General features: G+C 42.6%; 21 protein-coding genes and 2 tRNA genes. 10 read left to right on the plus strand and 13 right to left on the minus strand.

Features of this window, described 5'->3' with window-relative positions; translation table 11 throughout:
* Window positions 1-104 precede the first annotated feature (104 nt).
* Entirely contained in the window at window positions 105-605 is a 501-nt protein-coding gene (ybaK, locus tag HXT43_RS03895) for a Cys-tRNA(Pro) deacylase (RefSeq protein ID WP_004105119.1), read from the plus strand.
* A gap of 137 nt (window positions 606-742) precedes the next feature.
* Window positions 743-817, plus strand: a complete 75-nt coding sequence (locus HXT43_RS03900) for a 50S ribosomal protein bL37 (RefSeq protein ID WP_369803150.1) — start codon at window positions 743-745, stop codon at window positions 815-817.
* A gap of 68 nt (window positions 818-885) precedes the next feature.
* On the opposite strand, the gene HXT43_RS03905 is transcribed toward HXT43_RS03900, so the two are convergent.
* Complete coding sequence (locus tag HXT43_RS03905; protein ID WP_415706227.1) at window positions 886-1,434, minus strand: sigma-70 family RNA polymerase sigma factor; 549 nt, start codon at window positions 1,432-1,434, stop codon at window positions 886-888.
* Window positions 1,435-1,712: 278 nt separating this feature from the next.
* Here HXT43_RS03905 and HXT43_RS03910 point away from each other — a divergent pair, with 278 nt between their 5' ends.
* From HXT43_RS03910 to HXT43_RS03925, 4 genes are all read left to right on the plus strand, one after another.
* Window positions 1,713-2,492: an exonuclease domain-containing protein gene (locus tag HXT43_RS03910; RefSeq protein ID WP_004573910.1), complete on the plus strand. Its 780-nt coding sequence runs from the start codon at window positions 1,713-1,715 to the stop codon at window positions 2,490-2,492.
* A gap of 25 nt (window positions 2,493-2,517) precedes the next feature.
* A complete protein-coding gene (locus HXT43_RS03915) occupies window positions 2,518-4,314 on the plus strand; it encodes a UDP-N-acetylmuramoyl-L-alanyl-D-glutamate--2,6-diaminopimelate ligase (RefSeq protein ID WP_174164129.1) in 1,797 nt (598 codons plus the stop codon).
* A gap of 134 nt (window positions 4,315-4,448) precedes the next feature.
* The gene (locus HXT43_RS03920; protein ID WP_410299450.1) at window positions 4,449-5,690 is read left to right on the plus strand and encodes a carboxylate--amine ligase; all 1,242 of its coding nucleotides are present in this window, start codon (window positions 4,449-4,451) and stop codon (window positions 5,688-5,690) included.
* Between the two features lie 35 nt (window positions 5,691-5,725).
* A complete protein-coding gene (locus tag HXT43_RS03925) occupies window positions 5,726-6,454 on the plus strand; it encodes an aspartate/glutamate racemase family protein (RefSeq protein ID WP_004105127.1) in 729 nt (242 codons plus the stop codon).
* Between the two features lie 13 nt (window positions 6,455-6,467).
* Here the strand turns inward: HXT43_RS03925 and HXT43_RS03930 are convergent, their stop codons facing one another.
* Complete coding sequence (locus HXT43_RS03930) at window positions 6,468-7,925, minus strand: bifunctional folylpolyglutamate synthase/dihydrofolate synthase (RefSeq protein WP_116442640.1); 1,458 nt, start codon at window positions 7,923-7,925, stop codon at window positions 6,468-6,470.
* A gap of 278 nt (window positions 7,926-8,203) precedes the next feature.
* On the opposite strand from HXT43_RS03930, the gene HXT43_RS03935 reads away from it, so the two are divergent.
* Both HXT43_RS03935 and HXT43_RS03940 read left to right on the plus strand, forming a co-directional pair.
* Window positions 8,204-9,799: an aminopeptidase P family protein gene (locus HXT43_RS03935; protein ID WP_004573905.1), complete on the plus strand. Its 1,596-nt coding sequence runs from the start codon at window positions 8,204-8,206 to the stop codon at window positions 9,797-9,799.
* Between the two features lie 283 nt (window positions 9,800-10,082).
* Window positions 10,083-10,985: a carbohydrate kinase family protein gene (locus HXT43_RS03940; protein WP_004105130.1), complete on the plus strand. Its 903-nt coding sequence runs from the start codon at window positions 10,083-10,085 to the stop codon at window positions 10,983-10,985.
* A gap of 80 nt (window positions 10,986-11,065) precedes the next feature.
* Here HXT43_RS03940 and HXT43_RS03945 read toward each other — a convergent pair.
* The 8 genes from HXT43_RS03945 to HXT43_RS03980 all read right to left on the minus strand — a co-directional run bounded on the left by HXT43_RS03945 (window position 11,066) and on the right by HXT43_RS03980 (window position 18,187).
* Window positions 11,066-11,139, minus strand: a tRNA-Ile gene (locus HXT43_RS03945).
* Window positions 11,140-11,426: 287 nt separating this feature from the next.
* Window positions 11,427-12,107, minus strand: coding sequence for an ECF transporter S component (locus HXT43_RS03950; protein ID WP_032842304.1), 681 nt, complete (start codon window positions 12,105-12,107; stop codon window positions 11,427-11,429).
* A 281-nt stretch (window positions 12,108-12,388) separates the two neighbouring features.
* Window positions 12,389-12,460: transfer RNA gene (locus HXT43_RS03955), tRNA-Glu, on the minus strand.
* Window positions 12,461-12,567: 107 nt separating this feature from the next.
* Window positions 12,568-13,386, minus strand: a complete 819-nt coding sequence (gene trmB, locus HXT43_RS03960) for a tRNA (guanosine(46)-N7)-methyltransferase TrmB (RefSeq protein WP_116442639.1) — start codon at window positions 13,384-13,386, stop codon at window positions 12,568-12,570.
* 159 nt (window positions 13,387-13,545) lie between these two features.
* Complete coding sequence (locus tag HXT43_RS03965) at window positions 13,546-14,004, minus strand: cell division protein SepF (RefSeq protein ID WP_004105139.1); 459 nt, start codon at window positions 14,002-14,004, stop codon at window positions 13,546-13,548.
* 24 nt (window positions 14,005-14,028) lie between these two features.
* Window positions 14,029-15,240 (minus strand): cell division protein FtsZ, encoded by a 1,212-nt coding sequence (gene ftsZ / locus HXT43_RS03970; protein WP_032835254.1) that lies wholly within the window; start codon window positions 15,238-15,240, stop codon window positions 14,029-14,031.
* 202 nt (window positions 15,241-15,442) lie between these two features.
* The gene (gene dusB / locus HXT43_RS03975; RefSeq protein WP_421780911.1) at window positions 15,443-16,597 is read right to left on the minus strand and encodes a tRNA dihydrouridine synthase DusB; all 1,155 of its coding nucleotides are present in this window, start codon (window positions 16,595-16,597) and stop codon (window positions 15,443-15,445) included.
* A 69-nt stretch (window positions 16,598-16,666) separates the two neighbouring features.
* The gene (locus HXT43_RS03980) at window positions 16,667-18,187 is read right to left on the minus strand and encodes a glycine--tRNA ligase (RefSeq protein ID WP_004105144.1); all 1,521 of its coding nucleotides are present in this window, start codon (window positions 18,185-18,187) and stop codon (window positions 16,667-16,669) included.
* A gap of 191 nt (window positions 18,188-18,378) precedes the next feature.
* Between HXT43_RS03980 and HXT43_RS03985 the strand changes: the two genes are divergently transcribed.
* Both HXT43_RS03985 and HXT43_RS03990 read left to right on the plus strand, forming a co-directional pair.
* On the plus strand, window positions 18,379-18,768 hold the full coding sequence (locus HXT43_RS03985; protein ID WP_064340585.1) for an MTH1187 family thiamine-binding protein: 390 nt from the start codon (window positions 18,379-18,381) through the stop codon (window positions 18,766-18,768).
* 74 nt (window positions 18,769-18,842) lie between these two features.
* Window positions 18,843-20,075 (plus strand): M20 family metallopeptidase, encoded by a 1,233-nt coding sequence (locus HXT43_RS03990; RefSeq protein WP_421780914.1) that lies wholly within the window; start codon window positions 18,843-18,845, stop codon window positions 20,073-20,075.
* A 17-nt stretch (window positions 20,076-20,092) separates the two neighbouring features.
* Here HXT43_RS03990 and HXT43_RS03995 read toward each other — a convergent pair whose 3' ends face one another.
* The 3 genes from HXT43_RS03995 to HXT43_RS04005 are packed head-to-tail and all read right to left on the minus strand — an operon-like array spanning window position 20,093 to window position 23,188.
* Window positions 20,093-20,887, minus strand: a complete 795-nt coding sequence (locus HXT43_RS03995; RefSeq protein WP_004105147.1) for an isoprenyl transferase — start codon at window positions 20,885-20,887, stop codon at window positions 20,093-20,095.
* 2 nt (window positions 20,888-20,889) lie between these two features.
* Entirely contained in the window at window positions 20,890-21,636 is a 747-nt protein-coding gene (gene recO, locus HXT43_RS04000; RefSeq protein WP_004573900.1) for a DNA repair protein RecO, read from the minus strand.
* A gap of 31 nt (window positions 21,637-21,667) precedes the next feature.
* Entirely contained in the window at window positions 21,668-23,188 is a 1,521-nt protein-coding gene (locus HXT43_RS04005) for a DivIVA domain-containing protein (RefSeq protein WP_174143517.1), read from the minus strand.
* Between the last annotated feature and the right edge of the window lie 29 nt (window positions 23,189-23,217).

Consider the following 23,217-nt stretch of genomic DNA (forward strand, 5'->3'; position numbering starts at 1 on the left):
AAGCTCCACAAGGGGTTTATATGTTTAATATACACTAAGTCAACAGTCGGTATAGCATATCATGTAACACAATTTGACAGTTGAGTATAAGGCACGGTAACAAAATGAGTAAAAAACATGCAGAAACCGGAAAAGCAACTCCAGCTATTGCGCAACTCGAAAACGCAGGCATCACCTTCCGCATAGCGCAATACGAGCATGACGCTGATCACATGGACGACGGCTATGGAATTGAGGCTGCTGAGAAGCTAGGCGTAAGCGCAGCTCAAGTTTGCAAAACTCTTATGGTTGACACTGGTGAAAAGCGAGTGGTTGGAATTGTTCCAGTAAACGGACGCCTCAATATGAAAGCAATTGCAGGAGCAGTACACGCAAAGAAAGCAAGTATGACAAGCCCAGAAGTTGCGCAACGAGAAAGCGGCTACGTAGTTGGCGGAATTTCACCATTCGGACAAAAAACGCACCATGAAACAGTACTAGATAGTAGCGTAATGCAATTTGATGAGATTCTTGTTTCTGGAGGAAAACGAGGATTGGACGTAGTTCTTAATCCTCAAGATATCGTAACATTATTAAACGCAACTGTAGCTGATATAGCAGCATAAGCAACATAAGCTTTATTACTGCAAATATTGCTACTAACAAGTGATTACTCGCACGAGATTAGTACGTTGACAAATATAACGTCTTGGCAACGTGCGATAATCCCTAAGGTTGTTCATTAATCGTTAAGGAGTGCATTATGGGTATGCGTGGCCGCAAGCGCAAGGCGCGTCGTAAAAAAGCAGCGAATCATGGCAAAAGACCAAATGCTTAAGCTATAAATTCGCTTATACATACTGTAAAGCCCACGTCAATCGTGGGCTTTTTCGTTTTAGCATACTTTTATTCACCACAATAATCAGAAAGCTCACGTTTAAGTTGCATGCGAGCGCGGTTAAGTCTGCTCATAATAGTGCCTATTTTTACGCCTTCTTCTTGGGCAATTTGTTTATAAGATTTACCTCGAATAGCGACTTCAATAAAAACTTTTCTACGCTCAGGCGGCAACTTACTAAGCGCAGCAATAATCTCTTGTGGAGCAAACCCTTCTAAATATTCTTGTTCAGCAGAAAGCATCCCTTTTGCGCAATGATTAGAAGCCTCATAGATATCCCAATCATTGTAGTCGCCAGTTTCATCGTTAGCACGTTTAGGGCTTCGTTTTGCTTTCGCGTACTGATTAAAATACAAATTTCGTTCAATCCTGTTAATCCAGGCAGCAAAATTTGTGCCAGGCTGAAAAGTTTCAAAAGATTTAAGAGCACGCTCAAAAGTATCTTGCACTAAATCTTGCGCATCCTGCGCATTTTGCGTAAGACGCATAGCTTGAGTGTACAAAGGATCAACGCAAGTAGATACAAGTTGTTCAAATCTTTTGCGTCGACTTTCCATTGCAGAACTTTGCTTAGTATCTACTAAACGATCACTAAATAAGCGAGCATTACAATTTTTTGCACTTTGTTTTTTAGCTCTTACGCTTTTAGAGCACATAACATTTGTCTTCTCGATTTGCTCACCCATATAGTCAATAATACTTTTACTTTGCACATATAGCTACTAATTTGTCGTGTTGCATAGTGTAGCGCAGCGCGAGATGATAACACATCGCAGCACAATAATGCAGCGCGGCATAGTGTGACATTGCGTGACATTGCGGTAGTATTGTGACTATGCCAACTCATATTCAAGAATTGTTAAATGCTTTAGATTTAGCACCTAAGCAAGCTGAGAATACATTACTTGCTGAATCATGGTTACTTGGTTTCGACACTGAAACTACAGGTGCAAATATTGGTAAAGATGCCATTGTTTCTGCAACTCTAGTATTACGCAATCCTGAACTAGCTCACGATGGAGATGTGGTATCAACTTGGTTAATTAACCCTCATCAGCCTATGAATCCTAAGGCAAGCGAAGTAAATGGTTTCACAGACGAATACCTTCAAGAACACGGCGGAGAGCCTGAAGAAGAACTTGAATTCCTTGCACGCGCAGTAAGCATGGCTCAAGCTAAGAATATTCCACTACTTGCTTATAACGCTCCATTTGATATTTCAATGTTACGTCACGACTTGAAGCGTTGGCATCTTACTGCGCTAGAAGAACGCGCAACTTGTTCAATACATGCACTAAACGCTAATGACATTCTTACTGTTGATCCTCTTGTTATCGATAGAGCTGTTTCTAGAAGATCCGGCAAGCGTACTCTCACTATTACATCTCAATTTTATGGAGTTGAACCAATCGGAGATTTCCACGATGCTACAGCAGACACAGTTGCAGCTCTTGATTTGATTGCTCCAATGAGCAAACTATATGAGTCAGTAAGTTGCATGAGGCTGAATACTATGATGGATTGGCAGCGCGAAGCTTATATTAATTGGCGAGATAGCTTCAATCAATGGCTGCAATCTCACGGACGTGAGCCTATTACTGGAACATGGCTATAAAACATTTGGCGAAAAGAAGTAAATTATGATCATGCATAACACGTTGTCACTAGCAAACGCAAGTGAAATTTTGCAACACTATGGTTTGTTACGCGAAATGATTCAATATTGTAAAGCAGAAGATACTAATAGTGCTAATACTAAAGAAAAAACTGTAGACTCTACTCATTCTCGCAATGAAATATGGTCTTTAAATCCGTATTATTTCCCAAATATTGATGCAGATGAGTGCTTTACTAACGCAACTTACGATACTCGCGATATTACACCTGGGACACTTCTGTTTATTAAAGGCAATTTTCAGTCGGAATATCTTTTAAATGCAGACAACAAAGGACTTGCTGCATATGTTGCTGAACAAAGCTACGCACAATACACAAAAGCTGTTGGTTTAATTGTTACGGATGCTAAAAAAGCAATGAGCGTGCTTGCAGCAGCATTCTTTGGAAATCCACAAGAAAAACTCACTATTGTTGGAATTACTGGAACTAAAGGCAAAACAACTACAGCCTACTTTACTCACGCTATTCTAAACTCCCATTCGCACGGTAAAGCAGCACTGTTTTCTTCAGTAGATAATTGCGTAGACGGAAAAAATTACGTTGAATCTAATTTAACTACTCCTGAAAGTTTTGATGCTTTCAAAATGATGCGCGAAGCTGTAGATAACGGCATGAAGTATCTTGTTATGGAAGTTTCTTCGCAAGCTTATAAGGTGAATCGCGTATACGGTCTTAAATTCGATGTTGCAGCATTCTTAAACATTAGCCCAGACCACATTAGCCCTATTGAGCACCCAACTTTTGAAGATTACTTGTATTGCAAACGACAAATTATTGCAAATACTAAGCGTTTAGTACTAAATTCTGATACAGATCACGCAGATCTTCTTTTACAAGATGCGGAACGCAACAATGTGCTCGTAACAACTTTTGCTCGCATTAAAAAAGATGAAATAGAAAGCGACGCTTGCGAAAATGACAATTTCGATGATATTGACGACGATCGCATAAATTATTGCGCTCCTGCTAACGATGATGACTACACAGAATTACTTACTCCTGACTACATTGCAATGCCAGTAGAAAATAGTGAATCACATTGCATCGCTATGCGAGACTCAAGCGAAGACGACGACTATGAAGATAACGACTACGAAGAAGACGTGCACTACTGCCCTATTGACGAATTCGCATTGTCTATTGCAGGAGATTTTAACTACGAAAATGCTTTAGCTGCAATCGCTATTGCAGGAGAATTGGGAATTAATCAAGATACTGATTTACACGCATTACACGCTATTGAGAACGTGAAAATTTCTGGACGCATGGAAGTTTTCAAAGACACGCACTCAAATATGATTGCAGTTGTCGACTATGCGCATAACTACATTTCTACAAAATCAGTTCTTGACTTTGTAGAAGAGCGCTACGGCAAATTTAATCCTCGAATTACGCTAATAACTGGTTCCACAGGAGATAAAGCTGTCGACCGTCGTAAAGAAATTGTTGAAGCAGCGCAAAACCGCATAGAACAGTTTATTTTCACTACTGAAGATACTGATACTGAAGACGTAATGCATATTTGCGAGGATATGCAAAGTTATGTTACGAACCCAAATGTTTCTTCACGCATTATTATCGACAGAGCTGAAGCAATAGAATGCGCTTACAACGATGCTGCAAACAGCGAACAAAAAAATGGAAGATTAAACATTCTTCTTGCTATTGGTAAGGGCGATGAACGTTGGATTAAAAACAAACGAAAGCATGTGCCATATGAGGGTGATTCATTCGTAATAAAGCGTCTTTTTGGTCTGTAATACGCTTATGCGAAAGTATGAAAATATACGAATAAAATAAACGCAATTACTACATAAACTAAATAACAAACTAGCTAACAAACTAAATAACAAACAAGTTAAATAACAAATTAAAACAAATGAAGAAGATACAAATGAATAATCAACAATTCCAACCTGTGTTACTCGGTAGCGATATAAACGCATATGGCATGGCTCGAGCATTCCATGAAGAATATGGCATTACTTCAATTGCTTTTGCGCACTTCCAACTTTCACCTACGAAATTTAGCAAAATTGTCGATGTGAGAATTGTTCCAGGCTTTGGAGAACTTCCTACATTCCGCAATACAATGCTTAATTTTGCTAAATCATGGCATGAGGATCATCCTAATACCAAGCTTCTGCTTATTCCTTGCGGCGACGTATATGCGAACCTCCTAAGCCAATGCGGTGATGAATTGCACGAATATTTTGCTTTCCACACATTGCCAAATTCGCTCAATCGCCAGCTTAGCCTTAAAAGCTCATTCTATAAAACTTGTGAAAAATACAATCTTCCTCATCCAAAAACTAAAGTTGTAAACGCTCAAGAAGTAGCAGCGCACGCTTATGAAGATTTGCCATTCAGCTTCCCTATTGCTATGAAACCAGCGAATAGCACTAAATGGCTTGACATTGATTTTGAGGGACGTAAAAAAGCTTTTATTATCAATACTCCGCAAGAACTTGATACTCTTATTCAACGCTCGTACAAAGCTGGCTACGATGACGAAATGATTTTGCAAGACTTTATTCCTGGAGACGACAGCCGCATGCGTGTGCTAAATGCTTACGTTGATAGCGACCATCATGTGCGCATGATGTTTCTAGGACACCCTCTACTGGAGGATCCAACTCCAGAAGCAATCGGAAATTATGCAGCTATTATTCCAGACTATAATGAGGAAGTTTTCCAAAATATTAAAGCATTTTTGGAAGATATACGTTACGTTGGCGTAGCTAATTTTGATATGAAATACGATGAGAGAGACGGAAAATATAAGCTTTTTGAAATCAATTTACGCCAAGGACGTTCAAGCTATTTCGTCACTTTAAACGGATTTAATATTGCTAAATATTTTGTTGAAGATTTAATTGACCATAAGCCTTTTGACGGGAATACTGTGTTCGGCCGTGGAGAAAAGCTGTGGATGGAGATTCCGCGATCGATATTTTGCAATTATGTAGCAGAAGGCGATGAAAAGAAGCGCGGTCTTAATATGATTCGTCGCGGCGATTGGGGCACTACGCTAGAATATAAAAAAGATATGAATCTGCTACGCTGGTTGATGATTCGTCATATGTTTTCAATTTACACAAGACGTTATGCAGAATTTTTCCGCAATAAAGCGTGAAAATTATTACGTAACTTTGAAGGGAATATGAGACAATGAAACGTCCGTTTTTTGCTGTACTTGGCGGCATGGGCACACTTGCAACAGAAAGCTATATTCGTTTACTTAACAAAGAAACGCATGCGCATAACGATCAAGAGTTTTTAGATTATGTGGTGTTCAATGATGCTTCTGTGCCAGATAGAACAGCATATATTGTTGGCGAATCATCCGAAAACCCATTCCCTACTCTTGCAGACGACATAGCTAAAGCAACTGCGATGGGTGCTTCATTTATTGTGCTCACGTGCAATACTGCGCATTACTTTTACGATAAGTTCCAAGCACTCACCGATGTGCCAATTATGCATATGCCGCGTGGTGCTGTAGCTGAAGTTTCTAAACGTTACCCAAAGTCTAAATGTAACCGTATTGGATTCTTAGGTACTGCAGGGTCGCGTAAAGCTGGAGTGTATCAGCGCGCTATAGAAGAAGCAGGATACACATTCGTAGCACCCGACGACGATTTACAAAAACGCATTACATCACTTATTTATGATGATGTAAAAGGCACAGGCGATCTTAATTTACGCCGTTACGAGTCCGTTTTAAGCGACATGCTTGACCCTGCAGGAGCGTGCCGTTGCGACGCACTTATTTTGGGTTGCACAGAATTAAGTGTGCTTAATGAAGCTTTCCCTCTTCCGCAAATACCGTTAGTTGACGCTCAAGCAGTACTTGTAAAAAATACTGTAGAAAAAGCTAAATCTTTGCGAATGAAGTAGCAAAAATAGCTTATCAGGACTCGTCAATATTTGGGTGGATTGCTACGCGCTGATCCTTTGGCTTTTTTAGATCCGGATTCACGTGCTCAACAAGCATTGTGCGCGCGTCTCCTGCAGTGACGAAACTACCGCAAATAAGCACTCCATGACCATAGCCCACACCAAGCTCATCGTCTTCATCAACTAAATCAACGGCAGTTTGAATAGCATCCGGCAACTCGTCAACACGAATTACGCGATCCTCGCCAAATACGCCTACAGCAATCTTTTCGAGCTCTTCTGGATCCATTACACGGTCGCGCCAAGAATTACGCGTAACAACAATCTTCGTCAAAATAGGCTCAAGAACACCCAAGTATTCTTCAACTTGCTTATCTGCCATCATTGCCACAACGCCAATAAGCTGCTCAAAATGATAGTTTTCTTCAATAGTTTCGCGAAGAGACTCAGCAGCATTCACGTTATGTCCACCGTCAATAATGATCGTAGGCGAAGTACGAACCTGCTCAATACGACCAGGAACCTTAACCTGGCTTAAAGCCTCTGCAACTAAATCGCCATCCAAAGCACCATTTACAGGCAACACAACCTCTGCAGCAGCAAGAGCTGCCAAAGCATTATGAGCCTGATGTTTGCCAAACTTGTCAATCGGAACATCCTCATAAGTGCCAAGAGGCGTGCGCAAAGTAACAACCTGTCCACCAACTGCAGGAGTACGAGACACAACTTCAAGCTCGCCATCTCCATAAGAAGAATCGCGCAATAATGTAGCATGATTGCGCTCCGCAACTTCCTTAATAATTGGCAAAACCTTAGCTTCATGCGGCTGAGGACCCAAAATAACAGTGCAATTTGGCTTGATAATACCAGCCTTCGTGCGAGCAATCTCTTCAACAGTGTTTCCAAGCCATTGCATGTGATCCATATCAACCGGCCCAATAATTGCAGCATCAGCATTCATAACATTGGTGGCATCCCATTCACCACCCATGCCAACTTCCATAACAGCAACATCAACAGGAGCATCCGCAAAAGCCCAAATTGCCATGGCTGTAAGCACTTCAAAAAAGCTCATTTTTGGCTTACCGTCAGCCTCCATGCGAGCGTCAACCATGTCGATAATGTCTTTCATTTGATCCCACACATCAACGAACTGATCGTCACTAATTTCCTGTCCGTCAATCATAATGCGCTCGTTTACGCGCTCCAAATGTGGAGAAGTATATAATCCGGTTCGCAAACCGTATGCTCGACAAATCGACTCAGCCATTCGAGCAGTAGAACCTTTGCCGTTCGTACCAGTTATGTGAATAACACGCATAGACTGCTCTGGATGACCTAAAATATCGAGAATAAGACGCATGCGGTCCAAGTCGAGATTAGTTTTATTATGTTCTGGAGCTCGGCTCATAATATTGCGTTCAATATCAACAATTCGCTCATTATTGCGATTTGGATTTTCAATAGACATAACTACTCCCCCTAATTTTTACGCTCGCTCACTCATTTTCCAACTATCTAGATTAGTTGATACCAACAACACACGCATATAAATATGTTGTGACAATATTCACATAGCAAAAGCGTTTTATACGCACTTTGTAAATTGCGTATAAAATCTTGCTATTTTGCACTAAAAAACTCGCATAAAACACTAAATAAGACTATGTTAGTTTATTGACTGTTTATTTACTATTTGTATAATTTGCGCAAGCAAAAATTAACAAGCAAAAATTAAGGAGCCTCACAATGGCAGAATATACGCCAACTGAGCACGGCGAAGAGCTAAAGGCTGACGGAACACAAAAGACAGAAGATCGTGTAAATAACCGTTCACTTCGTCCAAACAGTGATTCTTTTAAAGATTTTATGACGAATAACTGGGATAACCAGGAGCCAGAAGTTAAGGCTCTTGAATCTAGTAGGTATATTCCAGCTCGTTTAGAGGCTCTTTCAAAACGTTTCCCAGGCGAACGTTTAGTTATTCCTGCAGGACAACCAAAGGTGCGTAATAACGACTGTGATTATGCTTTCCGCCCAGACACTACATTTGCCTACTACACTGGATTAGGTCAAGACTATGAGGCTGGTGCTGTGCTTGTTATGGAGCCAGTCAACAAAGATAGCGAAGAAGCTAAGGCTGGAAAAACACATGTACCTGAGCTTTTTGTAGCTCCACGCGCAGATAACAGCACTTCAGCATTTTACAAGGATCCTCACTATGGAGAATATTGGGTCGGCCCTCGTGCAGGCTTAAAAGAACTTAAAGCAATGACCGGCATTGAAACGCGCGATATTGCAGAACTTGACGACGCTATTGCAAAGAATGTAAGCGACGACGCTAATGGTGAGGGCATTCGCGTGCGAATTGTTCGAGAAACGGATCCTGAGCTTACTGCAAAAGTTGAAACAATGCGCGAAGCAAGTGGATTTACTGATGAAGATGCAAACACTTGCGCAGACGACAAATTGCACGAATTCGCTGCAGAAGCACGAATGCTTAAGGACGACTACGAAATTCGCGAAATGCGCAAAGCTATTGCAGCCACAAAACTTGGTTTTGACCGCATGCTTACGCGTTTGCCTAATGCTTTAGGTCATGAGCATTCCGAGCGCATGATTGAGGGTGCTTTTAATTCTGTTGCTCGCGAGGAAGGGAACGAAGTAGGCTACGACACTATTGTTGCTTCAGGCAAGCACGCACCAATTTTGCACTGGATGCGCAATACTGGCGTTGTTTCCAGCGGAGAATTGCTACTTATTGATGCCGGCGTTGAAGTTAACAGCCTCTACACTGCTGACATTACACGAACTTTCCCAACAAATGGCAAATTCACTGACTTGCAAAAGAAGCTTTACCAGTGCGTTCTTGACGCTCAACAAGCCGGTTTTGAGGCAGCTAAGCCAGGTGCAACCTACTCCGATATTCACCATGCTTGCATGCGCGTTCTAGCCGAACACTTGCACGAATGGGGAATTTTGAAAGTTAGCGTTGAAGAATCACTTTCGCCAGAAGGTCAACAGCATCGTCGTTGGCACGCTTGCGGCGTTGCTCATCATCTTGGTTTGGATGTGCACGATTGCGCACAAGCACGCTATGAGTCTTATCAGGGCGCAAAAATTACTCCAGGAATGATATTCACTATTGAGCCAGGATTATACTTTGCAGCTAACGATTTGATGCTTCCTGAAGAAATGCGCGGAATTGGAATTCGTATTGAAGATGATGTGCTAATGACTGAAAACGGTCCAGAATGGCTTTCTATTGACATTCCAAAGCAAATCGATGATGTAGAAGCATGGATGGCTGAACAAGCTCACAAAAGTGATATTTTCCAACATTAAGCAGCAAATCAAAATAATAGAAAAATATAATAAAACGAAATAATAATATAGTACGCCAGCATAAGCTAAGTTAAACGTACGCAATATGGCACTTATGGTGCGCTCTATAGAAACGTAACACGCATTGCGCATGTTACTTATCGAAAGGGCGCACCATAATTGTTTATATAGCATTTTTACAAGCAAAATTTGCATCAAAATGCTTTTGAAGAAGCGAGAAGATATTTAGTAAAAAGTATAGCTCTACAAATTTGCTGCACTGACGCGCGCGAAAGGAATATTTATGACTAAGCCAATTGTTCTTTCACTCGGCGAACTTTTATGGGATTTACTCCCACACGGAAAACGTGTTGGCGGAGCGCCAGCAAATTTTGCATATCACGCACAGTGTCACGGAGCGCAAAGTTGCATGATTAGTGCTGTTGGTCAAGACCAACTCGGCGATGAGCTGATTGACAAAGTAAACAAAGCTGGCATCGCTTCAATTATTCAACGCAACGCTTGGCCAACAAGCACTGTAGAAGTAACACTAAAAAATGGAATACCAGAGTACACTATTCTACGAAATATAGCATGGGATCATATTCTTTACACTCGAGAACTCATTGATTTAGTAGAACGAGCAGATGCAGTATGTTTTGGCACTCTAAGCTTACGTTCTCAAGAAACTCACGACACAATTTTACAATTGTTAAAGCATACTAAGCCTGGAGCAATGAAGTTCTTCGACATTAATATTAGAAGCGATCACTACTCTAAGGATCTTATTGACACATTACTTCAAGAAGCCACAGTATTTAAGCTTAACGATTCGGAACTATTCTTATTGCGCGACATGTTCAATATTCGCGACACTTCAGACGAGGAAGCTTGCAAGTGGTTCCAAGCTCGTTATGCACTAGATTATGTGATTCTTACAGGCGGCTCTACTTTTAGTACGATTACTACTAGCACTGGAGAAAGCTCAACTATCCCAACTCCACACGTTGACGTTCTTGACACAGTTGGTGCTGGGGACTCGTTCTCAGGAACATTCACAGCGCATATTCTTAAAGGAGAAAGCTTACAAGAGGCGCATCGCGCAGCTGTTAATACTGCAGCATTCGTGTGCACTCAAGAAGGAGCATGGCCTAAGTATCCAAAACAAATACCAGATTACTTGTCATTGGCAGAAAATAACAAATAGAACAAAAAATAAAATTTAAATTATAAGATACAAAAATGCCACTTCATAAACCATAATGAAGTGGCATTATTAATATCTTGTGGGGCCTCAGGGGCTTGAACCCTGGACCGACGGATTATGAGTCCGCTGCTCTAACCGACTGAGCTAAAGCCCCACGCTAACAAAGTTAGCAACGACTAGATTAGCACATACCCATAAACGTCGCCAACTCAGTGAGTCGAATTTTTGACCTTGCTTAGGATTACTGAGCTTGAAATCCCGATGATTTCAAGCTCGGTCAAAATCCAAACAAACAAAAACAAAACCCAACACAAAACCACACCAACCAAAATCTGCCTCCGTCAATAACGACGAAGGCAGACCTCGCTTGCGTTGAAAGCACACCGTGCTTTCAACCTGAGCAAGCTCGACGCTCTGAAGGAGCTTGAAATCCAGATGATTTCAAGCTCGGTCAGAACGTCCAGATGCGAAGTTATCAAGAGCACCAGTTTTGCGCAAAGCTAAATACACAAACCACACAAGCACTCCAGAAAGCAGCAATCCACTAATAAGCTCATTAAGCATGTGAATAGTAATATAAGTTGGAGCCTTACCTTGATACTTAGTAAATGTTAAGTAAACTCCATACTCAAACGCTACCAATAATCCAGATACAACGCTTAAAGTCAAATTAAACTTTCGCAAACGGAAAATTAAGAACGGAATCTCCGCAAACACACCCTGCAAAAGTGCGGAAATAAGCGTATCTCGCATATTAAACGGAGTTCCAAGAAGCACCTGTACAAATGCTGCAACAACATTTACATACACTGCAGAACCTGGCTTACGAATAAGCAAAACTGCAAGAGTTCCAGACAAATACCAAACACCATGCGTAATGCTTGCAAAACCAGGAAGAACAGCTGCATTCAAAGTACGAATCAAAGGAATAAACACCAAGCCATAGCCATACAAGATAACGCCAAAAACAGCAGCAAGAGCAGCACCTAATGCGATATCTGCAACACGCCAACGCATGCTTACAACCCTATTAATACTAAAAGCAGCATTACTATCCACTTGATCCGTTACACAATTAGATGATTCTAATCCATTATTATTTGTATTGAAAATATCGCTCATAGGAAATCCTTTTTAAGCTGCTGCGCATTGTAAATTACTTAATTGAATACTTCCTGACCTACGCAGCCCGGGCAGAAGTACCAATGAGAAAGTGTATCATCTCTAAAAAGCACAATATACCTTTTGTGATATTTAATACATTGTCAGATGTTATATCGATTTATAGAAAAAATATATGAAAAACTAATTGCTGCGCAAAAATAGGGTAAGCAGTAAAAATAGAAATACAAAAATCAGAAATACGAAAAACGCCGCTGAAAACCCAGCGGCGTCGTAATTTGTACCCCCTAAGAGAGTCGAACTCTTGTTGTCAGATTGAAAGTCTGGTGTCCTAACCGTTAGACGAAGGGGGCTTCGAACCAAACCATATGATATTAACACTCAAAAAAGAGTCGCGCAACTCACGGCGTGTTGAGGCTAAGTACAACTGCAAAGCTACGAGAACAGCGGCGGCAAAGCATTATTGTACTATGTAGGTGAAGTCGTGAATCGTGCGACCAGCTTCCAAGCCTTTGCGCTCAAAATTCGTAAGAACTCGACCAGCAAAGCGCTCAGACTCGCTAAAATCTGCGTGCGGAAGAGCTGCTGCAGTATCAGCTGTACCTTTCCCTACATGCTCAATTGGAAGACTTGCGCTTAATTCGCCAATATTTGCAAAATCTTCGCGAGAATCCATAATCTCATGCACATGCAAAGCGTAGTCCTCAATATCTGTAGCAATGCGCCACGCACCCCCTCTACGCAACGCCTGGTGTATTGTAGAGGCAAGCTCTGGCTGCACAATACGACGCTTATGGTGGCGCATTTTAGGCCATGGATCCGGGAAGAAAGTCCAAACTTCTTCTAAAACTCCGCAGTCGCACGCAGCGAAGAAATCAGGAGCGTTAATTTGCGCAATACGAAGATTAGTCAAACCTTGCTTTCCAGCAAGAAGCATTGTGTGCGCAACGCCTGGATCATAAACTTCAAGCGCTAAAAAGTTAGTTTCCGGCAAACGTTCAGCTGCGGCAACAATGTTTTCGCCTTGCCCGGAGCCAATTTCAACAATAAGCGGATTATCATTCCCCCACTTATCGCTAATCCAATCATGCGTAATGTTCAAATTTTCGCGCAATCTAAATGAGCCAGGCGCTTCAGTAACGTCTAGCAGGTACTGACTTGCATAACGCTCCTGAGCGTGCTGTAAACGCGCATCTAAGCGCCCAGAACGACGCACAAACGACAATACAGTGCGTTGCTTGGCTTGCATAGTGTTTTCGTTTTCATTTTCAGTGCTCATGAGATTACTTTCGTTATTTGGGTTACATGCCTTTAGTTTAAATTCGCATGATTTTAGTCATGCTCGTACGCATCGCTTTTATGCTACCAAAAAGTATAAAAAAGCAGCGAAAGTTGTTAAACAAACGCTGCTCAATTAATTCTTTAGCAAATACAATTTTTAGGAGAACAAGTCACGCGCAGTATTGTCGTTCGGAGCATCCTCTACTTTGATATTCACTTGTGCTGGGCTTAGCAAAAATACCCTAGGAGTCACACGCTCAATAGAACCGCGAACACCAAATACAACTCCAGCAGAAAAATCAACAATACGATACGCAACCGATTCAGTTACACCAGTAAGGTTTAAAACCACTGGAACACCGTCACGCAAAGCACGACCTACCATTTGCGCATCATCGTAAGACTTAGGATGAATTGTAGTGATACGACTCATACGACTAGCATTCGCACGAGCAGAACCACCACGCAAATCATTACCATGTTGCGACACAGCAGGAGTTACCGAGCGATCATTATCGAATGACGTTTCTTGAACATCAGATTCAGCATAATCATCATCCTCAGGCACATCTGCCATACCAACGTATGACATCACGTTCTTCATAAAGCCAGCCATGAAGCAACCCTCCTCTCGTCACGCTTAACGCAGAAAATCAGGAATATCTAATTCGTCAGGTTCGGCAGGCTGCTGTACAGGAGCTGCCGCAGGAGAATATTGCTGATTCATTGCAGGCTCAAACATAGAAGGCATAGAAGCAGGTTGTTCTACTTGTGGAGCAGCTTGAGCTTCCTCTTTGAAAGATGAGGTAGACTGTGCAGGAGCTACAGGCTTAACATCTGCTTGCATATCAACAAACTGACCAGCTTTAGCTGAGGACTCCTCCGCCTTAGGATGAGCATCAAATCCAGCAGCAATAACCGTAACTCGAACCTCATCGCCGTAAGAATCATCCAGGGAAAGACCCCAAATAATTTGAGCTTCTGGATGAATAGCTTTACGAACAAGTTCAGTTGCAGCAGAAGCTTCCTGAAGCTTCAAATCACTTGGACCTGCGATATTAATCAAAGCACCGTGAGCACCCTCAATGCTTTCTTCCAGCAATGGGGAGCTAATAGCAATTTCAGCTGCCTGAGTTGCACGATCCTCGCCTTTTGCAGCACCAATACCGAACAATGCGGTACCCGCTCCGCGAAGAACAGCTGTAACATCAGAGAAATCAACATGAATGTAAGAATTCATGGTAATTAAATCAGTAATGCCTTGCACACCTGCGAGCAACGCAGTATCTGCCGTCTTAAATGCTTCAATAATTCCAATAGTACGATCAGAAATTTCCAAAAGACGATCGTTTGGAATAACAATCAACGCGTCAACTTCTTTGCGAAGATTCTCGATACCAAGTTTTGCAGATGCAGCACGTTGTGGTCCTTCAAAACCGAATGGACGTGTAACAACAGCAATAGTCAAAGCACCTTGCTGATGAGCTGCACGAGCCACAATTGGGCTTGCACCAGTACCTGTGCCGCCGCCTTCACCGCAGGTAACAAACACCATGTCAGCACCCTTAAGTGCCTCTTCAATGTCTGATTGATGATCCTGCGCAGCCTTAGCACCCTTTTCAGGATCAGCACCAGCGCCTAAGCCTCGGCTCGAAGCATCAGATAATGAAATCTTTACATCAGCATCAGAACGCAGTAAATCTTTAGCGTCAGTATTAATGGCCACAAACTCTACATTCTGTAGGCCCTCGCTGATCATCCGATTGACGGCGTTACCGCCGGCACCACCGACGCCGACTACCTTGATGATGGTTTTGTCGTTGAAATTGTCAGTCTGGGCAATCTCGCTCACCGTTATCTCCTGTCACTCACGCACGTTTACACAATATTTTAGCGCAAAACGCTCGATACTGACGACGTTTTCACAATAAACTGAAAAAATGTCACTGCTTTGATAATACACCGTGCTATATGCAAATATGAGCACAAGGTGATTTTAATAGAATATTCTCGAAATAATCAGAGCAAAAAAATGACGAAAGCCCTAGAAAACACTAGTAACTTGCATCCATTGGATCATCACCAAATAACGCCTCTCGCTCTTCGTGACTAGTTGTACGAGAATCTAACCACCCATACGGCAAATGAACTTTTTTAGCAAATCTAACTCGTCCACGCGGCGTGTCTAACACCTTTTCTGGCAAACGAAGAGAACCATCAAGCACATCGAGATTACGTTGAACATCCTCAATCGACTCGCACTCCATAAACGCTTTACGAGTGCCACCGCCAACAGGAAAGCCCTTTAAATACCAAGCAACATGCTTACGCAAGTCGTGAACAGCCATACGCTCGTCACCATCATAAAACTCAACTAAAAGCTTCAAGTGACGCAAAATAACGGAACCAACTTCTGCCAAAGTAGGATTCACACGATTATCGCTACCTTCGCAAGCATTGCGAATATCAGCAAACAACCATGGGCGACCTTGGCATCCTCGACCGATAGCAACGCCAGCGCAACCAGTTTCCTTAAACATTGCGAGCGCATCTTCCGCACCCCAAATATCACCATTGCCAAAAACCGGAATATCAAGCGCCTCTACAAGCTCACCAATACGCTGCCAGTCTGAATGACCACCGTAATATTCTGCAGTTGTGCGAGCATGCAAAGTTACAGCAGCGCATCCTTCTTCTTGCGCAATATGACCAGCTTGAATAAAAGTTTCATGATTCTCGTCAATTCCAACACGGAATTTAGCCGTAACAGGGATTCCTGCTGGCTCACAAACAGAAACAACGCGATGCAAAATTTCTTGCAACAAATCAGTTTTCCAAGGAAGAGCAGAACCGCCGCCGCGTCGCGTCACTTTTGGAACTGGACAGCCGAAGTTTAAGTCAACGTGATCAGCCATGTTTTCGTCGACAACAATTCGAGCTGCCTGCTCAACAATAGAAGGATTTACACCATAAAGCTGCAAAGAGCGCACTTTTTCGCTAGGAGCAAAACGGCAAAGTCTAAGCGCTTTTGGATTTCGTGCAACTAGAGCTCGCGCTGTAATCATTTCTGCTACGTAAAGCCCGTCCGGACCAAATTCGCGGCAAATTACGCGAAATGGCCAGTTAGTGATCCCAGCCATTGGAGATAGAACAACAGGAGTTGCAATATGAACTTTCCCTAAATCCACTGGTTTTATAGAAAAATTCATATTGCTTTAACTCCGTTCACTATAATAATAATTTTGCTTATTAATGCTTAAGCACTACTCAAACGCGTATTAGTACAATCCGCCAGCAGTAGCGATTTGTACAGGCTTAGACTCGTCTTCGCCAGCTTCTTTAGCAATATCCGTAGCACCGTCGGCTGCACGAGTACCAACGATTTCAACAGGACCTTGCGGATACTTAACACGTTTTTCGTTAATTCGGCTAGCAACGTAATCTGCAACCTTGTCCAAGGAAACGCGCTCTTGTTGCATAGTGTCGCGCTCGCGAATTGTAACAGCATGATCTTCCAAAGTATCGAAGTCGACTGTTACGCACAAAGGAGTACCAATTTCGTCCTCACGACGATAGCGGCGACCAATAGCTCCAGCCTCATCGTAATCGATAACCCAATCATGCTGACGCAAATCTGCAGCCAAATCTTGAGCAACAGCTTGCAATTCTGGCTTCTTGCTTAAAGGCAAAACTGCAGCTTTAACAGGAGCCAAACGAGGATCAAGTCGAAGAACAGTGCGCTTGTCAACTCCGCCCTTAGTGTTTGGAGCTTCGTCAACGTCGTAAGCATCAACCAAGAATGCCATAAGCGAGCGCGTAAGACCAGCTGCAGGCTCAATAACGTAAGGCACATACTTTTCGCCAGTAGCCTGGTTAAAGTAACTCAAATCCTCGCCGGAATGCTTAGCATGAGCAGACAAATCGTAGTCAGTACGGTTTGCAATACCCTCAAGCTCTCCCCAATCCGAACCTTGGAAGCCGAATTTGTATTCAATATCGACAGTGCGCTTGGAATAGTGGCTGAGCTTCTCCTTAGGATGCTCATACATGCGCAAGTTTTCTGGCTTCACACCCAAATCAACATACCAACGCACGCGAGTGTCAATCCAATACTGGTGCCAAGCTTCGTCGGTTCCAGGCTCTACGAAGAATTCCATTTCCATCTGCTCAAACTCGCGAGTGCGGAAGATGAAGTTTCCAGGCGTAATTTCGTTGCGGAAAGACTTACCAATATTTGCAATACCGAAAGGTGGCTTTTGACGAGTAGAAGTCATGACGTTCTTAAAGTCAACGAAAATGCCCTGAGCTGTTTCTGGACGCAAATAATGCAAGCTATTTTCGTCTTCAACCGGTCCTAAATGAGTGCGAAGCATCATGTTGAAGTCACGTGGCTCAGTCCAGTTTCCGCGAGTACCGCAATCTGGGCAAGCAATGTCTTTTAAGCCATTTTCTGGCATTTTATCGCCATGCTTTTCAGCATAAGACTCTTCCAACTTATCTGCACGATGACGCTTATGGCAATTCAAGCACTCGATCAAAGGATCGTTAAACACGGAAACGTGACCGGAGGCAACCCACACCTGTGAAGGCAGAATAACGGAAGTATCCACTCCAACAACATCTCCACGCGTGGTCACCATGTAGCGCCACCATTCGCGCTTGATATTATCTTTTAACGCAACACCAAGCGGGCCGTAATCCCACGCAGAACGCGTGCCACCGTAAATTTCGCCGGCTGGGAACACAAATCCTCGACGCTTAGCCAAGGAGACGACTTCATCAAGCTTTGAAACAGCCACAATACACCTTTTCGTAAAACTAGAAAATTCGGGTGAAAACGTTGCTATTATAGAAAAACCCTGTGACGCTTGTAAAATTGTTAAAGTAACTGTTAAAGTAACGCAAATTTATAAGTTTGTTGACGCATTATTTGGCGTTGTCTTGTTTTGCTAAATTTGCGTAAGATTACGATTTTAAAGGGATTGTTACTATGAGTGAAAATAATAAAGATAACAAAGATAAAAACGCAAAGAATTGCGAAAATAGTTGCACAAACGCTCACAAAACTAACACGGTCGCAGCGTTGTGTATTGCTCCAAGCGGAGTCGGAGACGAGTTGAGCGAGTACGTGGCGGATGCCGTACAAGTAATTCGCGATTCTGGATTAAAGAACGAAACTAACGCAATGTTCACGAATATTGAGGGCGAATTTGATGACGTTATGAGCGTTGTAAAAGACGCTACGATGGCTTTAGTCAGCAAAGGATACCGTACCGGAGTAATACTAAAATTAGATATTCGCCCTGGTTTTAGCAATCAAATTGACGCAAAAAGTGCGCTTATAGATAAAATTCTCAACGAACGAAATAAAGAAGAATAAAACTGAAATCAAATAATCTCAAATAATCTCAAAACTCAAAAAAGTTATAATAAAACAAAAGAAAGCAGGAGTTTATGCTGCAACTTACGGCAGTTCAAAAAATATTATCCGATTTAGATGAAACCCAAGCAGAACGAGAAAAACAATACAAATACTTTCATCAACATCCTGAACTGTCAATGAAAGAAGATCATACAGCTCAAACAATTATTGATATTCTTAGCAAAGCTGGGATTGAAACAAGGCGAGTTGGAAAAACAGGCGTTGTGGCAGAAATTAAAAACGGCGAAGGTCCTGTTGTTGCTATGAGAGCGGATATCGATGCGCTTCCAATTAAAGAAAATTCAGGAAAAGATTACACTTCAACAGTTAGCACGCAAGACGAAAATGGCAAAACGGTTGGAGTTTCACACGCTTGCGGTCACGATTTTCATATTTCCAGCCTACTTGGTGCCTTGAAGGCTTTTAATGAACATAAAGATGCTTGGAGAGGAACGTACATTGGCGTTTTTCAGCCTGGAGAAGAAACAGCTCAAGGCGCAAAAGACTTGGTGGAAAATGGCATTACGAGCATGATTGCAAAGCCCGACGTTTACCTTGGTCAGCATGTGTTGGGTGCTATTCCTGCAGGAACAGTCGGTATTCGTTCGGGCGCATTCTTAACTACTGCAGCTTCGATTCGCGTGCACATTTTTGGTAAAGGTTCGCATGGTTCTATGCCTGAGTTGAGCGTTGACCCGGTGGTTGTTGCTTCATCAATTGTGCTTAAATTGCAGACGATTGTTTCTCGCGAACTTGCAGCTAAAGATTACGCAATTGTTACAGTTGGCGCGCTTAATGCAGGAAGTAAGTCGAATATTATTCCTGATGATGCCGAGCTTTTAATTAACACAAGAACTTATAGCGAAGATACTCAAGAATTTGTGCACAATGCTATTGAACGAATTGTGCGTGGAGAGTGCGAGCTTGCAAGATGTCCTAAAGAACCAGAGTTTACGTATTATGATCGCTATCCGCTTACGAATAATGATCAGAATGCGTCTTTGCGCGTGCGTAAAGCTTTTGATGAATACTTTGGAGAAGATTCTGTAGATATTTCGCGCGCTTCTGCTTCGGAAGATTTTTCTATAGTCGCGAACGCTTTTAAAACTCCTTACGCTTACTGGGGCTTAGGTGGTTTTGCGGATATGCAGAATGCTCCTGGAAATCACAATCCGGCATTCGCCCCAGATTTGCAGCCCACTCTTAATCGCGGATTAGCAGCTGCAGTTGTAGCAGCTTGCGCTTGGCTCGCTAGCGAAAAGTAACAAATCTTAGTGAGATACTAGGCGTTTTTTACGCCACCAAATCTGCGATCGCGATGCGCATAACGGTCGATTGATCTCCACAGCGCTTCGCGGCCGTAATCCGGGAATAGTTCCGGCACAAAATCAAGTTCCGCGTAGGATGCTTGCCAAGGCAAAAAGTTGCTAGTGCGCTGCTCGCCGGAAGTGCGAATCACCAAATCGCAATCTGGAATATCCGGATTATACAAGTGCTCAGCAATCATTTTTTCACTTACGCGATCGCCTTTAATTTTGCCGTCTCGAATTTCTTTCGCAATTTGCGCGCAAGCATCCGCAATTTCCGCACGACCGCCGTAATTTATGCAAAAAACAACGTCAATGGTTTTATTATTTTTGGTGATTTCTTGCGCTTTTTCCAACTCGTCAATAACAGACTTCCACAAACGAGGACGACGACCTGCCCAACGAACTCGCACTCCCCACTCGTTCATTTGTGCAACTCGCCTATGAATAATCTCCCTAGAAAATCCCATTAAAAAGCGCACTTCTTGCGGAGATCGCTTCCAATTTTCGGTAGAAAAAGTGTATAAGCTTAAATAACGAACTCCTGCTTCTATAGCTCCTGCAATAACGTCAAAAACTACCGGTTCTGCAGCTTTATGACCTTCGGTTCGAATCATTCCGCGCTCTTTTGCCCAGCGTCCGTTTCCGTCCATAATCACACCGACATGACGAGGCACTTTGCCCTTAGGAAAATCTGGTATGCGAGAAGGGTCACTAAAAGGAGCCGCTGGAATATCAAGCGACTTATAATCCACGTTTTCAAAAGCCATACTTACGAATGTAACAACCCCATCGAACGAATAGGTCGCTCAAGATAATATTCAGCCCATTGCTGAACGCATCGCATAGTAGAAGAATCAACCGACACTCCGTCAAGAACAGACCAGTTTCCTTGCGCAAGCGCACACAATTGCAAACGCGTCGAATTAGCACAAACTATTGAATCCGGAGTGTGATCGCTTGCACACATCATTCCACCTGTGCAAGGCGAAAAATAGCATAAATCTTCATTTTTGCCACATACAACACAAGCCTGTAGTCGCGGAGACCACCCAGCTAATGACAATGCTCGCAATATATACGACATGCCAATAGCATCAGGAGAATGCTTATGCTTAGACAATGAAAGTAAAGCCGCAGTAAGCAGACGATACTGCCCTAGCGTATCTTGATATTCACGCCTGTATTCATCTGTATATTCGTTAGAAACAAGCAAATCCACAACTTCAAGCATGACGTTTGCATACTCATAGGACGTATAATCTGCACAAATTTCACCAGCATAAGCAGCAATAGAAACAGCCTGCGAGATTACATCCAAAGATTTACCTTGCGCAAGAAGCAAATCAACACGCATAAGCGGCTCAAGACGACCACCAAAACGTGATTTAAGCCTACGAACTCCCTTCGCAACAGCACGAACTTTACCATGCCGCTTAGTAAGAAGCACAACAATCCTATCCGCTTCACCTAAAGGAAAAGTACGAAGCACAACAGCTTCATCGCGATACAATGGCATGAATCAAACTATATCTTTTTTAATAGTTAGATTAATTACGATCGTTATTTTCCGAATCGTCGCCGCTTTGAGAAGAGCTACCGAAATTAGTAGATTCATCAATATGGCCAATAATTGGGAATGACAAATCTGGAATATCTAAACTCAATGGCTTACTCGGCTGCAAATCAGAAACATGCAACTCCGGAATATTAAGCGAGGAATGCTGCGACGAATGCTGTGCAGGATCTTGAGGAGCAAATGATGGAATTGACTCAGCAGGAGCCGGTGCAGGAGCAGCAACAGGCTTAGGTGCAGCAGGTGAATTATTGCGATTACGAGCTGCAGGAGTGAAAGAAGGAGGTAGTACAGAAGATTCAGAAGAGTTTCGCATTACTGTAGCGCTTTGCAAAAGCTCATCATTGCTATCAGTATCGTTAAGAACATTAGAAGGCTTACTTGCAGCAGCATGAGGTGTAAATATTGCGCGCTCAGACTTATTTAACGCTTCAAACGAATCATTGGAATCTTGATTAGCATAATCTACAGGAGCAAAAATGCTTTGTTTATCATGATTTGGCACGCTAGGTATTGAGCGAGGTGCAATCTTAGGCAACCTATCCGCAGTGTCTTCATCTTCCACAGCATCCTCAACAGGTTTGAATATTGAAGAAGCAGAAGGTTCAGTGGCAGAAGCGGAAGAAGCAGCAGAAGCAGCACTGAAATCAGATGCAGGCTTTCTTGAAGGAGCAAATGATGGAACAGGCTCTTCATAATGATTATAAGATTCCGTAGATTCTGAAGATTTAGCAGGCTCTTCAGCTTTAGTTACAGGAATAACAGAAGGTGGAACGGAAGGAGGAACAGAAGCAGGAGCAGAATAAGATTCAGATTCTGCTCGAGAGTATGAGGAACTACTATTATCCGCATCAACATACTGTTCTACACGCTCAAAAGATTCCAAGCTGCTAAGCAAACGCACACAAGCGTTTAAATAATAATCAACTTGACGCTCATCATAACCGTGCTTACCGTTTTTTTGCGTAAAAATCACATTAGAAACATAAGTAGAATCAATATCTTGCAATGTTTCTTTGTCGGTTTCCCACTCAAGCTCATGACCAAGCATAAGAGCAATCTTATCTAAGGCTTGATCAACCATAATATCCACTTGTTTACGCGCATAAGATGGGTGACGCGAAGAGCCACGATCAAAACGATCGCGATAATCTCTTTGCGCATGTTGCAAAAGTTTACGATAAAGCGCTTCTACACGAGCTTTCCATGCAACTCGTCCGCATTGCGCCAATTCTTGCTCAGTGCACTTATCTACTACCGCACGTTCCAAACGCGATAACGCAGCATCAACTTGACCAATAATGTAACCATTACGCTCCAAGTCAAAAGAAACCTCTTGAATATCTTTCTGCGTGAGTCGAGCTTCATCGCTTTCGTACAAAGTGTGAGCGCGCTCTAGAAAAGCATTCACCTGCGCGACGTTATATCCTAACTTACGCTTACCCACACGCTCCATTGCTGAAGCATTACGAGCGGTATCAGGTTTCTGAGCCATCGAATATCGACCTCCTGAGCACATGTTCT

This window comes from Gardnerella sp. DNF01195, from assembly GCF_049244175.1.
Classification (GTDB): Bacteria; Actinomycetota; Actinomycetes; order Actinomycetales; family Bifidobacteriaceae; genus Bifidobacterium; species Bifidobacterium leopoldii.